The organism is Lelliottia sp. RWM.1 (assembly GCF_016859735.1).
In the GTDB taxonomy this organism is placed as follows: Bacteria; Pseudomonadota; Gammaproteobacteria; order Enterobacterales; family Enterobacteriaceae; genus Enterobacter.
Window position 1 is genome coordinate 1 of record NZ_WLVC01000051.1, and the last position, 12991, is coordinate 12991.

Sequence of the window (12991 nt, forward strand, 5' to 3'; positions counted from 1 at the left end):
TCATATGCCACCAACTGAATACGAAAAACAATATTATCAGCGGCTCGGAAGTGTCTAGATTATCTGTGGCGATTCAGATCCCGGCAGCCACTGGAGAAACTTTTTCAGCTCAGCTTCACTCAAGACACGCGTGCCACGATTGTTGGTAAGTTTGATTCGGGTCTGACGGAGGCTGGATTTTGCTAATAACGCGGGGTTAGCAAAACTGGCATCGAATCGGCCTAAACCAATAGCGAACTCGTAGGCCAATGACAGCTCTCGTAGAACATTACCTGCCTGAACTTGTGCTCCTCTGGCAACAATCCCATTGATAAGCGTAATCACGTCATTGCGCGTAATTTCAGTCGCGTTACGGCTCCCCAACTTGTCTACAGCATCGGCATAGAGTGTTCTGCGGACCTCATCCTGACCTTTCTTTTTCCGCGCCCCTGGGATGATTTTCCCATCACTCGTTTTGCGATCTTCAATACGCTCTGTCAGATATAGGTCAACCAAACCCTGAATAGTTAGTTCAGGTATTTTGGCCTTTTCAGCTTCAACCGCACGCTGGAGCTTATCTTGTTTGAGTTCAGTCGCAGGGCATCTTCCATCCTGCCGGAGGAGCTTTAATTCGTTGAGTTTAAGACGTGCAGCAGCAAGAGAAGTCTGCGGGAAGTTACCGATTTTGACCTGGGCAAGTTTGCCCGTCAGAGGGCTAGTGTAACGATAGAAGAAAGATTTGACACCCGTAGCCCCACACGTGACTCGTAACCCTCTGTTTTCACCAACATCAGCTCGATCTTTATCACCAGGCTTCATCATTTCTATCGCTTTAAACGAAAGTGGCTTCCCCTCTTGTTTTCCTGCCATAAAGACTCCGTTATCATGCTCCCTACGCATTTATAAAATGAAATGTAGGTTGTGCTGTATGTAGCCATATTTTACCAAGCTATAGGTTGGCAAGCTACACTTTAACCTACATTAAAATGTAGGATTTCATGAGATCCAATGAGACAAAGTGAAACTTAATGAGAACAACAAATATCACTAACTCATTAAAATTTAATAAAATGGACATCATAAACTGATGAGTACACTAGAGAATTTCGACGCCCACACCCCAATGATGCAGCAGTACCTGAAGCTGAAAGCCCAGCATCCGGAAATTCTGCTGTTCTACCGTATGGGGGATTTTTACGAGCTCTTTTATGACGATGCTAAACGAGCCTCGCAATTGCTCGACATCTCCCTGACCAAACGTGGCGCATCCGCTGGCGAACCTATCCCGATGGCCGGGATACCGCATCACGCCGTCGAAAACTATCTGGCAAAGCTGGTAAACCAGGGCGAATCCGTCGCCATTTGTGAGCAAATTGGTGACCCAGCCACCTCGAAGGGGCCGGTCGAGCGTAAAGTGGTACGCATCGTTACGCCAGGCACAATCAGCGATGAAGCGCTGCTGCAGGAACGTCAGGATAATTTACTGGCTGCCCTCTGGCAGGACGGAAAAGGCTTTGGCTATGCCACGCTGGATATTAGTTCCGGGCGTTTTCGTGTGAGCGAACCGGCTGACCGTGAAACCATGGCGGCAGAGTTGCAACGCACCAACCCGGCAGAACTGCTTTATGCTGAAGACTTCGCCGAGACATCACTTATTGAAGGACGTCGTGGTCTTCGCCGCCGTCCACTGTGGGAATTCGAAATTGACACTGCGCGCCAGCAATTAAATCTGCAGTTTGGCACGCGTGACCTGATTGGCTTTGGCGTTGAAAATGCGCCACGCGGCCTGTGTGCGGCGGGCTGTCTGCTGCAATATGTGAAAGATACCCAGCGTACTGCCCTGCCGCATATCCGCTCGATTACCATGGAGCGCCAGCAGGATAGCATCATTATGGATGCTGCAACTCGCCGTAACCTGGAGATCACCCAAAACCTGGCCGGTGGTATGGAAAACACGCTCGCCTCGGTGCTCGACAGCACGGTCACTCCGATGGGCAGTCGCATGCTGAAACGCTGGTTACATATGCCCATTCGCGATACCAGCACGCTGATCAGCCGCCAGCAAACCATTGCCGCCTTACAGGACCGCTTTACTGAACTGCAACCAGTGTTACGTCAGGTTGGCGATCTGGAGCGCATTTTAGCTCGCCTCGCACTACGTACTGCGCGTCCACGTGACTTAGCCCGTATGCGACATGCCTTCCAGCAACTCCCAGAGCTGCGCTCTCAGCTTGCTGAAGTAGACTGCGCGCCGGTGCAGAAGCTGAGAGACACAATGGGGGAGTTTACAGAACTGCGTGAACTGCTTGAGCGTGCCATCATCGATGCTCCGCCCGTTCTGGTCCGTGATGGCGGCGTGATTGCGCCTGGCTATAACGAAGAGCTGGACGAATGGCGCGCACTGGCAGATGGGGCAACGGATTATCTGGATAAGCTTGAGATCCGCGAACGCGAACGTCTGGGACTCGATACGCTGAAAGTTGGGTATAACGCGGTCCACGGTTATTACATTCAGATCAGCCGTGGGCAAAGCCACCTGGCACCGATCCACTATGTCCGTCGCCAGACGCTGAAAAATGCCGAACGCTACATTATTCCTGAGCTCAAAGAGTATGAAGACAAGGTTCTCACCTCGAAAGGTAAAGCGTTAGCCCTGGAAAAACAGCTTTATGACGCGCTGTTCGACATGCTGATGCCGCATCTTGCCGATCTGCAACTGAGTGCAAGTGCGCTCGCAGAGCTGGATGTGCTGGTGAATCTGGCAGAGCGCGCAGATGCCCTGAACTACACCTGCCCAACCTTTACCGACAAGCCAGGCATTCGCATTACCGAAGGTCGCCATCCGGTAGTAGAGCAGGTCCTGAACGAGCCCTTTATTGCTAACCCGCTTAATCTGTCTCCCCAGCGGCGAATGCTGATCATCACCGGTCCGAATATGGGCGGTAAAAGTACCTATATGCGCCAGACCGCGTTGATCGCCCTGCTCGCCTATATTGGCAGCTACGTTCCGGCGAACAATGTGGAAATCGGCCCTATAGACCGTATCTTTACTCGCGTGGGGGCTGCGGACGATCTGGCAAGTGGCCGCTCGACATTTATGGTGGAGATGACCGAGACCGCCAATATTCTGCACAATGCAACAGAACACAGCCTGGTATTGATGGATGAAGTGGGTCGCGGAACCTCTACTTATGATGGTCTGTCGCTGGCGTGGGCTTGTGCTGAAAACCTGGCCAACAAGATTAAAGCGATGACTCTGTTCGCCACTCACTATTTTGAACTCACACAGTTGCCAGAGAAGATGGAGGGCGTAGCAAACGTCCACCTGGATGCCCTGGAGCATGGGGACACAATTGCCTTCATGCATACGGTTCAGGACGGTGCAGCAAGTAAGAGTTACGGCCTTGCCGTTGCCGCTCTCGCAGGTGTACCGAAAGAGGTGATCAAACGGGCGCGTCAGAAATTACGCGAGCTGGAAAACCTGTCACCAAATGCCGCAGCCACTCAGGTTGATGGTACGCAGATGTCGCTGCTGATGCCTGCGGAAGAGACATCCCCGGCAATGGATGCGCTGGAAAATCTCGATCCTGACTCACTGACGCCGCGCCAGGCGCTGGAGTGGATTTACCGGCTGAAAAGCCTGGTGTAAACGAGTGAAGTCCGGTGCTGTATGGCACTGGACGTTTCTTTTCGTAGCAGAGATAACGTTCCCCCTTAATGCGCATTTTCCGTCTTAACAACCAGAAGGTGCTGATGCAACTTCAACAGGAGAAATCATGACCCGCTACGAAGCAGAAATTATCGATGCCCACATCGCAATTGAAGACTGGCTCGGCAAAGGTAAAGGCGAAATTGATGCATTGCTCGCACGCTTTCGTCCTGATTTCATGATGATTGCGCCAACGGGTGTTCGCTTTGACTTTTCTGCCCTGAGCCATTTTTTTGAGGGACAGCGCGGAAACCGCTCTGGATTGAAGATCGTTATCGATGAACTAACGATATTGCAAACATGGGATAAAGGTGCGGTTCTTCACTATCGTGAAACACAAACTCGCCCCGATAATCCTGTCAACGTGCGCTGGTCAACTGCGGTGCTTAATCAGGAAGGCGAAAAAATTACGTGGCGTCTGTTACACGAGACGACCCAGCCCTAGCACAAAAGAAAAAGGCCAGTCTCTCGACTGGCCTTTTTGACGAATAGTATATTTACTCGCGGAAAAGCGCTTCGATGTTCAGCCCTTGCCCCTGCAAAATTTCACGCAGGCGACGCAAACCTTCAACCTGAATCTGACGAACACGTTCACGAGTCAGACCAATCTCGCGGCCGACATCTTCCAGTGTCGCAGCTTCATACCCCAATAATCCGAAACGACGCGCCAGCACTTCACGCTGTTTGGCGTTCAACTCGAACAGCCATTTAACGATGCTCTGTTTCATGTCATCGTCCTGCGTGGTGTCTTCCGGGCCGTTATCTTTTTCATCGGCCAGGATGTCCAGCAGCGCTTTTTCAGAATCACCACCCAATGGGGTGTCAACCGAGGTAATGCGCTCGTTGAGACGCAGCATACGGCTCACGTCATCAACCGGTTTATCGAGTTGTTCGGCAATCTCTTCGGCGCTTGGCTCGTGGTCCAGTTTATGGGACAACTCACGCGCAGTACGCAGATAGACGTTCAACTCTTTGACGATGTGAATAGGCAGTCGAATCGTACGGGTTTGGTTCATAATCGCCCGTTCGATAGTCTGGCGGATCCACCATGTCGCGTAAGTGGAGAAACGGAACCCGCGTTCCGGGTCAAACTTCTCAACCGCGCGGATCAAGCCTAAATTGCCCTCTTCAATCAGATCCAGCAAGGCCAGACCACGATTGCCGTAACGACGGGCAATTTTCACAACCAGACGCAAGTTACTTTCAATCATGCGACGGCGTGAGGCAACATCACCACGCAATGCTCGACGCGCGAAGTAAACTTCTTCTTCGGCCGTTAACAATGGAGAATAACCAATCTCCCCAAGGTAAAGCTGAGTCGCGTCCAGCACACGCTGGGTAGCCCCTTGCGATAACAGCTCTTCTTCAGCTAAATCGTTATCACTGGGTTCCTCTTCTACTAAGGCTTTTTCGTCAAAAGCCTCTGCTCCGTTCTCATCAAATTCCGCATCTTCATTTAAATCATGAACTTTCAGCGTATTCTGACTCATAAGGTGGCTCCTACCCGTGATCCCTGAACGAGACACCCTATGTGGTATGTCCCGTCAAATTATCGCTGCGGCAAGTACTGCAGCGGGTTTACGGATTTCCCCTTGTAACGAATTTCAAAATGCAAGCGTGTAGAACTGGTTCCGGTGCTACCCATGGTAGCGATTTTTTGCCCCGCCTTGATTTCTTGTTGTTCCCGGACCAGCATTGTATCGTTATGGGCGTAGGCACTCAGGTAATCATCGTTGTGTTTGATGATAATAAGATTACCGTAACCGCGCAGAGCGTTACCGGCATACACAACGCGTCCGTCTGCAGTCGCGATGATAGCCTGTCCCTTACTTCCTGCGATATCGATCCCTTTATTTCCACCTTCGGTAGAAGAGAAGTTCTCGATAACCTTGCCATCAGTAGGCCAGCGCCATGTAGAAATCGGCGAACTGGACGACATACTGCTGGCAGTCGGCTCGGTAGAGCTAACCACAGGAGCCGTAACAGGTGCTGTGACAACCGTCGCAGTCCCTTTATTATTCGGCAACATTTTGTTAGCACTCTGATCACCTGAATCCTCAGAATACGTAATTACTGGTTGCGAAGCAACCACTGTGCTGGATTTTTGTGCAGGCTTGACATTGTTATTCTGCGCAGTGACATCCGCGGCAGAAACAGTATTGCCTGGAGTGAGTGGCGTACCTGTGGCATTACCCACCTGAAGCGTTTGACCGACTTCCAGTGAATAAGGAGCCTGGACACTGTTACGCTGTGCGAGGTCACGGAAATCGTTCCCGGTGATCCATGCGATATAGAAAAGCGTGTCACCCCGTTTTACGGTGTAGGTACTGCCGCCCGTATAACTGCCTTTTGGAATGTTCCCATATTTACGGTTATACACAATACGACCATTCTCGGTCTGTACTGGCTGAGCCACAGGCTGAATCTGCGTTGGCTGGGTAACTGGACGTTGAACCGGCTGAATTTGTGGCGTCTGGTTTGTCGTCGCCGTACCCATTTTTGGCGGAGGCGTAATCAGCATTCCACCGGAAGAACTCCCCGAGCCATTGTTTCCGCCTACCGAACTCACAGGTGCAGGCGCGTTAGTCGAACTTGTACAGCCTGCCAGCCAAAGCGAAACCAGTGATAATGCCGCAACACGGCTGATGGTGAATTTTGGGCTTCCCGCGCTCATTTATCCCCCAGGAATGTGTTAACTACCAGTGACTTAAAAAACCATGAAGGCTCGAATCTTTCGCGCCACACCATACGCTGAATTTGCCTTAATAACCCTGGATAATTCCGAGTCTCAGGCCAGTACCCCCTTAACCAGGGGCACGAAGCGTACGGCTTCCACGGTATCGATAATAAATTCGTCGCCACGCCGACGAACGCGCTTCAAAAGTTGCTGCTCGCCTCCCACGGGCAAAACGAGAATGCCCCCTTCATCCAGTTGCGACAAGAGCGCAGCGGGTATTTCAGGCGGTGCAGCCGTCACGATAATGGCGTCAAACGGCGCGCGCGCCTGCCAACCCTGCCATCCATCACCATGACGTGTCGAAACATTATGTAAATCAAGTTGTTTCAGGCGACGTCGTGCCTGCCACTGTAAACCTTTAATACGTTCGACCGAACAAACATGGTGCACAAGATGCGCCAGGATCGCAGTTTGATAGCCTGAACCTGTACCAATTTCCAGCACGCGCGATTCCGGGGTCAGCTCAAGGAGCTCCGTCATTCGCGCCACCATATAAGGCTGTGAAATCGTCTGGCCTTGTCCGATGGGCAGGGCCACGTTTTCCCAGGCTTTGTGTTCAAACGCCTCATCCACAAATTTCTCACGAGGAACCTGAGCGAGTGCATCTAACACATGCTCGTCAGTTATCCCCTGAGTGCGTAATTGTTCCAGAAGAGTTTGTACACGTTTACTTACCATTGCGTGTTCACTCCGGCGCGATCCAGCCAGCCCGATACCACATCATGCGCACTATAAGCGGTTAAATCCACGTGCAATGGCGTGACAGAAACATACCCTTCATCCACCGCGGCGAAGTCTGTGTCCGGCCCCGCATCACATTTATCGCCAGGAGGGCCAATCCAGTACAAGGTGTTGCCGCGCGGATCCTGCTGCGGAATAACCTGGTCCGCAGGATGCCGGCTACCACAACGTGTCACACGGATACCTTTAATGTCGTCCAGTGGTAAATCAGGGACATTAATGTTGAGGATACGCCCGGTACGCAATGGCTCGCGGTTAAGCGCTCGCAAAATGGAGCAGGTAACGGCCGCCGCAGTTTCGTAATGCTTGTGGCCATTGAGTGACACCGCAAGTGCCGGGAATCCCAGATGACGCCCTTCCATTGCGGCCGCAACCGTACCGGAGTAGATCACGTCATCACCCAGGTTTGGGCCTGCATTAATGCCTGAAACGACAATGTCCGGCCGTGGGCGCATCAGCGCATTGACACCCAAAAATACACAGTCGGTCGGTGTGCCCATCTGGACAGAAATATCACCGTTATCAAACGTAAAAGTACGAAGTGACGATTCCAGCGTCAATGAGTTAGACGCCCCACTGCGGTTACGATCGGGGGCCACAACCTGCACGTCAGCAAACTCACGCAGTGCCTTCGCCAGCGTCTGAATACCTGGGGCATGGATCCCGTCATCGTTACTCAGCAATATTCGCATAATCACCCGAGGTGTTGATAAGTTCCCTGACAACACTGGTGGCAAAGCTACCTGCCGGCAGCCAGAAGCGTAACTCGACGGTTACATCATCCCACCAGTTCCAGCTAAGCTGTTGCGGGTAGAGCAACATCGCACGGCGTGCTGCTTCGACTTTTTCCCGCACCAGTAATGATTGTAATTCCGGCGCATCGGCTATCGCTGATTGCTCAGCGGCCAACGCAGCGCCCTGAGTTCCCCAGTCGCCTGAACCGGGCAAGGCTGCGGTAATCATCAATGCTTTTGCGTCAACGCGCGCTTGTGCATCGGCCATTTCATCTACCGTTGCCACGAACCAGCTTCCGCGTCCCGCTAATTGTAGCGCATCGCCGACAACAACTTGATTCGCGTCTGGTTTTTTCAGTCGCTCGCTCACAATCTGATTAAACAACGCACTGCGGGCAGCCGACAACCAAAAACTGCGTTTATTCCTGTCACGCACGGGTACATCGCTTTGCGCCCAGCGCAAAGCGCCTTGCAGGTTACTGCCAGCAATCCCAAAACGCTGTGCGCCAAAATAGTTTGGCACGCCCTGCTCTGCAATCGCGTTCAGACGTTTCTCGACATCATCACGGCTGGAAACTTCACGCAAAATAATCGTGAAGGCATTACCTTTGAGCGCCCCCAGACGCAGCTTGCGCTTGTGTCTGGCATACTCCAGCACTTTGCAGCCTTCCAGCTCAAACTGGCTTAAATCAGGCATTGCATTGCCCGGAACGCGCGCGCACAGCCACTGTTCGGTGACCGCCTGTTTGTCTTTCTGTCCTGCAAAACTCACTTCACGGGCATGGATCTTCAGGAATTTCGCCAGTGCATCAGCCACAAACCGGGTGTTGCACCCATTTTTCAGGATGCGAACCAGGATATGTTCACCCTCACCATCAGGTTCAAACCCTAAATCTTCGATCACCACAAAATCTTCGGGACTGGCTTTTAGCAGGCCACTCCCTTGCGGTTTACTGTGCAGGTAGGTGAGATTTTCAACGTCTGTCATTTGGCCGCCTTCAGCAGAAGCGCCACGGCTTCACAGGCGATGCCTTCGCCACGCCCCGTAAAACCGAGCTTTTCGGTCGTTGTGGCTTTGACGTTGACGTCATCCATATGACAGCCCAGATCTTCAGCAATAAACACTCGCATCTGCGGGATGTGCGGTAACATTTTGGGAGCCTGGGCAATAATGGTTACGTCGACATTTCCCAGGGTATAGCCTTTGGCCTGAATACGACGCCAGGCCTCGCGCAGCAGCTCACGGCTGTCGGCCCCTTTGAACGCCGGGTCGGTGTCCGGGAAGAGTTTGCCAATATCGCCCAGTGCTGCTGCACCGAGCAGCGCATCGGTTAACGCGTGCAGTGCGACGTCGCCATCAGAATGCGCCAGCAATCCTTTTTCATAAGGGATGCGTACGCCGCCAATGATAATTGGGCCTTCTCCGCCAAAGGCGTGTACATCAAAACCGTGTCCAATTCGCATTATGACTTCTCCTGATGGGTCGAACGGGTAAGATAAAATTCCGCAAGCTGTAAATCTTCGGGACGCGTCACTTTTATATTATCAGCACGTCCTTCTACAAGCTCAGGGTGAAAACCGCAATACTCCAGCGCCGAGGCTTCATCGGTAATGGTCGCGCCCTCTTCCAGGGCCCGGATTAAGCAGTCACGGAGTAATTCGCGGGGGAAAAATTGCGGCGTCAGTGCATGCCATAAATCGACACGTTCAACGGTATGCGCGATGGCTTGTTGTCCCGGTTCCGCGCGCTTCATGGTGTCGCGTACCGGAGAAGCCAGAATACCGCCGACCTTACTGCTTTCACTGATCGCCAGCAGACGCGCAAGATCGCTCTGATGCAGGCACGGGCGAGCAGCATCGTGCACCAGCACCCACTGCGCAGACCCCGCGGCCTGAATGCCCGCCAGCACCGAATCAGCACGCTCTGCGCCGCCATCAACAACGGTAATCTGGGGGTGATTTGCCAGCGGCAACTGGGCGAAGCGAGCATCGCCAGGACTGATGGCGATAACGACATGTGTCACCCTGGGGTGCGCCAGCAGCGCCGCCACGGAGTGTTCAAGAATCGTTTTATCACCAATAGAAAGGTATTGCTTGGGACATTCTGTCTGCATGCGTCGACCAAAACCCGCGGCCGGTACAACGGCACAGACGTCCGAAAAAGTTACTGCCATGTCGTAATCCTGGGCCTGATTATCGATTATTTTGTGCTGAGCCCTGGCTGCGTTTAGACGCATCCGGAACCAGACGATAAAAGGTTTCGCCCGGCTTAGTCATACTGAGTTCATTACGTGCGCGTTCCTCGATCGCTTCCTGCCCACCATTGAGGTCATCAATTTCAGCAAAGAGTTGATCGTTTCGCGCCTTAAGTTTGGCGTTTGTTGCCTGCTGAGCCGCAACATCATCGCTCACCCGGCTATAGTCGTGCAGTCCGTTTTTACCGAACCACAGCGAATATTGCAGCCAGACCAGCAAAGCCAGCAACAGCAGCGTTAGTTTACCCATCCTGCCCCCAGAAAAACGGCATCATCATCCCATACCACTCCCCCGGACACCGCGCCGGGGCTACAGAGATGCCGCAACATCGCGGGCAAATGTACCACATTTTTTTCGCAGAATCGCCTTGCTCAATATCGTCACACAGTTGGTTACGGTTTGAATTATGGCTGAAGTTAGCCCATGAGCCACAAAAATAACAGACCAAACATCAGAACCACCGTCACAATCGTGACGACAGTACTGTAAAGCAGTTTGCCATTGAGGAGTGAATGCAACGCAATGCCGACAACAATCGCGACAGGCATCAGGGCAAGGAAGAATGGCCAGGTGTAGAGAAAGAAGAAAAATGTGTTGCCGCCATAGATCAGGAAAGGGATGCCCAGCGCCAGCAACCACGAAATGAAGCCGACAAAGGCCCCAGAAAGCGACCAGGTCGTCTCGTCATAGGTCGTTAACGGTTCCGACCCGGAGATAATGTAGTTTTCACTGTTACGCATAGCTAATCCTGTGACCATGACTCCTCGTTCGGGAAAACGGCTCCCGAACGATACCGTCTCAGGATCTGATAATATCGTCCTGTCTGAGCAGGTCTAATAATTGGCTTACTAAATTTGTTACCAATTGTTGACCTTCCAGGTGAATCTCTGGGGATTCAGGCGCTTCGTAAACCGAGTCAATTCCCGTGAAGTTTCGCAGCTCACCCGCACGCGCTTTCTTGTAGAGCCCTTTCGGATCGCGCGCTTCGCAAATCTCCAGCGGCGTATCAACAAACACTTCAATGAAGCGGTCATGGCCCACACGTTCGCGCACCATCTGCCGTTCAGCACGATGAGGCGAGATGAAAGCGGTCAGCACCACCAGCCCGGCATCAGCCATCAGACTGGCGACTTCACCAACCCGACGGATGTTCTCTTTGCGGTCTTCATCACTGAACCCCAGGTCACTGCACAAACCGTGACGTACGTTATCCCCATCCAGCAGATACGTACTCACACCTTGTTGATGCAAAGCCTCTTCCAGCGCCCCCGCCACCGTGGACTTACCGGAGCCAGAAAGTCCGGTAAACCACAGCACAACTCCACGGTGACCGTGGAGTTGTTCGCGTGCGCCTACAGTGACCGGATGAGGATGCCAGACGACGTTCTCATCATGTTGGGCCATTACTTGCCTCCCAGCAGATCGCGCGCACCCCAGTGTGGGAAGTGTTTGCGCACCAGAGCATTCAGCTCCAGCTCAAAGGCACTAAACGCGGAGGGTGAAGTGGCAGACTGCTCATGCGGCTCACGCACCATACCCGCACCAACAGTGACATTGGTAAGGCGGTCGATAAAGATCAGCCCGCCCGTAACTGGATTTTGCTGATACTTATCCAGAACCAGAGGCTCATCAAACGTGAGATCCACCAGGCCAATACCGTTCAGCGGCAATTCAGACACGCTATGCTGAGCCAGATTGTTGATATCAACCTGGTACTGAATGCCGTCCACACGGGCACGGGTTTTCTTGCCCGCAATTTTAATGTCGTAACTCTGGCCCGCTGCAAGCGGCTGTTCAGCCATCCACACAACATCCAGAGAGGCACTTTGTACGGCAGGTAAACTTTCCTGCGCATCCAAAAGCAGATCGCCACGGCTGATATCGATTTCGTCTTTCAACACCAGCGTAACCGCTTCACCTGCTCTCGCTTCCTGCAAGTCACCATCAAACGTGACAATCCGCGCAATGGTCGATTCCACACCAGACGGCAGTGCTTTAACGCGCTGGCCGACTTTCACGATCCCCGAGGCAATCGTGCCAGAGAAGCCACGAAAATCGAGATTCGGGCGGTTAACATACTGCACCGGGAAGCGCATCGGCTGGCTGTCCACTACGCGCTGAATCTCAACGGTTTCCAGCACTTCCAGCAGCGTTGGACCGCTGTACCACGGCATATTCGCGCTCTGAGACGCGACGTTGTCGCCTTCGAGAGCAGAGAGCGGTACAAAACGGATATCCAGATTGCCTGGCAGTTGTTCTGCAAATGTCAGGTAGCTCTGGCGGATCTCGTCGAATTTCTCTTCGGCAAAATTTACCAGGTCCATCTTGTTAACGGCAACCACCAGATGTTTGATCCCCAGCAGCGTGGAGATAAAACTGTGGCGGCGAGTCTGATCCAGTACGCCTTTACGCGCATCCATCAGCAGGATCGCCAGCTCGCAGGTAGATGCCCCGGTCGCCATATTTCGGGTGTACTGCTCATGCCCGGGGGTATCAGCAATGATAAATTTGCGTTTTTCAGTCGAGAAATAACGGTACGCTACGTCGATAGTGATGCCCTGCTCACGCTCAGCTTGCAGACCGTCGACCAGCAGCGCCAGATCGAGTTTCTCGCCCTGCGTCCCATGACGTTTACTGTCGTTATGCAGCGAAGAGAGCTGATCTTCGTAAATCTGACGAGTGTCATGCAGCAGACGTCCAATCAGTGTACTTTTTCCGTCATCGACGCTGCCGCAGGTCAGAAAGCGCAGCAGGCTTTTGTGCTGTTGTGCGTGCAGGTAGGCTTCTACGCCGCCTTCATCCGCAATTTGTTGGGCAATAGTGGTGTTCATGGCG

The 12991-nt window shown here is 52.8% G+C and carries 13 protein-coding genes and 1 pseudogene; 2 read left to right on the top strand and 12 right to left on the bottom strand.

Annotated features, from left to right (window positions below):
- Positions 1-75: 75 nt before the first annotated feature.
- Positions 76-849, bottom strand: a pseudogene (locus GF617_RS23250) (tyrosine-type recombinase/integrase); the annotation flags it as partial.
- A gap of 217 nt (positions 850-1066) precedes the next feature.
- Between GF617_RS23250 and mutS the strand changes: the two are divergent.
- Positions 1067-3628, top strand: a complete 2562-nt coding sequence (mutS, locus tag GF617_RS23255; protein WP_203452550.1) for a DNA mismatch repair protein MutS — start codon at positions 1067-1069, stop codon at positions 3626-3628.
- A gap of 127 nt (positions 3629-3755) precedes the next feature.
- Positions 3756-4133 carry a DUF4440 domain-containing protein gene (locus GF617_RS23260; RefSeq protein WP_181620550.1) on the top strand — a complete coding sequence of 126 codons (378 nt, stop codon included), beginning with the start codon at positions 3756-3758 and terminating at the stop codon, positions 4131-4133.
- 52 nt (positions 4134-4185) lie between these two features.
- Here the strand turns inward: GF617_RS23260 and rpoS are convergent, their stop codons facing one another.
- The 11 genes from rpoS to cysN all read right to left on the bottom strand — a co-directional run bounded on the left by rpoS (position 4186) and on the right by cysN (position 12987).
- Positions 4186-5178, bottom strand: coding sequence for an RNA polymerase sigma factor RpoS (rpoS, locus tag GF617_RS23265; RefSeq protein ID WP_013098493.1), 993 nt, complete (start codon positions 5176-5178; stop codon positions 4186-4188).
- Positions 5179-5237: 59 nt separating this feature from the next.
- A complete protein-coding gene (nlpD, locus tag GF617_RS23270) occupies positions 5238-6362 on the bottom strand; it encodes a murein hydrolase activator NlpD (protein WP_181620551.1) in 1125 nt (374 codons plus the stop codon).
- A gap of 114 nt (positions 6363-6476) precedes the next feature.
- The gene (locus tag GF617_RS23275; protein ID WP_203452551.1) at positions 6477-7103 is read right to left on the bottom strand and encodes a protein-L-isoaspartate(D-aspartate) O-methyltransferase; all 627 of its coding nucleotides are present in this window, start codon (positions 7101-7103) and stop codon (positions 6477-6479) included.
- The gene (surE, locus tag GF617_RS23280; RefSeq protein ID WP_181620553.1) at positions 7097-7858 is read right to left on the bottom strand and encodes a 5'/3'-nucleotidase SurE; all 762 of its coding nucleotides are present in this window, start codon (positions 7856-7858) and stop codon (positions 7097-7099) included. Before surE ends, GF617_RS23275 begins: the two co-directional genes overlap by 7 nt.
- Complete coding sequence (truD, locus tag GF617_RS23285) at positions 7839-8888, bottom strand: tRNA pseudouridine(13) synthase TruD (RefSeq protein WP_203452552.1); 1050 nt, start codon at positions 8886-8888, stop codon at positions 7839-7841. Before truD ends, surE begins: the two co-directional genes overlap by 20 nt.
- The gene (gene ispF / locus GF617_RS23290) at positions 8885-9364 is read right to left on the bottom strand and encodes a 2-C-methyl-D-erythritol 2,4-cyclodiphosphate synthase (protein WP_181620555.1); all 480 of its coding nucleotides are present in this window, start codon (positions 9362-9364) and stop codon (positions 8885-8887) included. The genes truD and ispF overlap by 4 nt, the downstream gene beginning before the upstream one ends.
- On the bottom strand, positions 9364-10074 hold the full coding sequence (gene ispD / locus GF617_RS23295; RefSeq protein ID WP_203452553.1) for a 2-C-methyl-D-erythritol 4-phosphate cytidylyltransferase: 711 nt from the start codon (positions 10072-10074) through the stop codon (positions 9364-9366). Before ispD ends, ispF begins: the two co-directional genes overlap by 1 nt.
- Positions 10075-10093: 19 nt before the next feature.
- A complete protein-coding gene (gene ftsB / locus GF617_RS23300; RefSeq protein ID WP_181620557.1) occupies positions 10094-10405 on the bottom strand; it encodes a cell division protein FtsB in 312 nt (103 codons plus the stop codon).
- Positions 10406-10572: 167 nt separating this feature from the next.
- Positions 10573-10896, bottom strand: a complete 324-nt coding sequence (locus tag GF617_RS23305; RefSeq protein WP_203452554.1) for a DUF3561 family protein — start codon at positions 10894-10896, stop codon at positions 10573-10575.
- 58 nt (positions 10897-10954) lie between these two features.
- Positions 10955-11560 (bottom strand): adenylyl-sulfate kinase, encoded by a 606-nt coding sequence (gene cysC / locus GF617_RS23310; RefSeq protein WP_181620559.1) that lies wholly within the window; start codon positions 11558-11560, stop codon positions 10955-10957.
- Positions 11560-12987 (bottom strand): sulfate adenylyltransferase subunit CysN, encoded by a 1428-nt coding sequence (gene cysN, locus GF617_RS23315; protein ID WP_203452555.1) that lies wholly within the window; start codon positions 12985-12987, stop codon positions 11560-11562. Before cysN ends, cysC begins: the two co-directional genes overlap by 1 nt.
- Positions 12988-12991: the final 4 nt, after the last annotated feature.

Bases quoted from the DNA above. Each gene is read 5' to 3' on its own strand.
- mutS (WP_203452550.1), top strand. From the start codon at position 1,067: ATGAGTACACTAGAGAATTTCGACGCCCACACCCCAATGATGCAGCAG.
- GF617_RS23260 (WP_181620550.1), top strand. From the start codon at position 3,756: ATGACCCGCTACGAAGCAGAAATTATCGATGCCCACATCGCAATTGAA.
- rpoS (WP_013098493.1), bottom strand. From the start codon at position 5,178: ATGAGTCAGAATACGCTGAAAGTTCATGATTTAAATGAAGATGCGGAA.
- nlpD (WP_181620551.1), bottom strand. From the start codon at position 6,362: ATGAGCGCGGGAAGCCCAAAATTCACCATCAGCCGTGTTGCGGCATTA.
- GF617_RS23275 (WP_203452551.1), bottom strand. From the start codon at position 7,103: ATGGTAAGTAAACGTGTACAAACTCTTCTGGAACAATTACGCACTCAG.
- surE (WP_181620553.1), bottom strand. From the start codon at position 7,858: ATGCGAATATTGCTGAGTAACGATGACGGGATCCATGCCCCAGGTATT.
- truD (WP_203452552.1), bottom strand. From the start codon at position 8,888: ATGACAGACGTTGAAAATCTCACCTACCTGCACAGTAAACCGCAAGGG.
- ispF (WP_181620555.1), bottom strand. From the start codon at position 9,364: ATGCGAATTGGACACGGTTTTGATGTACACGCCTTTGGCGGAGAAGGC.
- ispD (WP_203452553.1), bottom strand. From the start codon at position 10,074: ATGGCAGTAACTTTTTCGGACGTCTGTGCCGTTGTACCGGCCGCGGGT.
- ftsB (WP_181620557.1), bottom strand. From the start codon at position 10,405: ATGGGTAAACTAACGCTGCTGTTGCTGGCTTTGCTGGTCTGGCTGCAA.
- GF617_RS23305 (WP_203452554.1), bottom strand. From the start codon at position 10,896: ATGCGTAACAGTGAAAACTACATTATCTCCGGGTCGGAACCGTTAACG.
- cysC (WP_181620559.1), bottom strand. From the start codon at position 11,560: ATGGCCCAACATGATGAGAACGTCGTCTGGCATCCTCATCCGGTCACT.
- cysN (WP_203452555.1), bottom strand. From the start codon at position 12,987: ATGAACACCACTATTGCCCAACAAATTGCGGATGAAGGCGGCGTAGAA.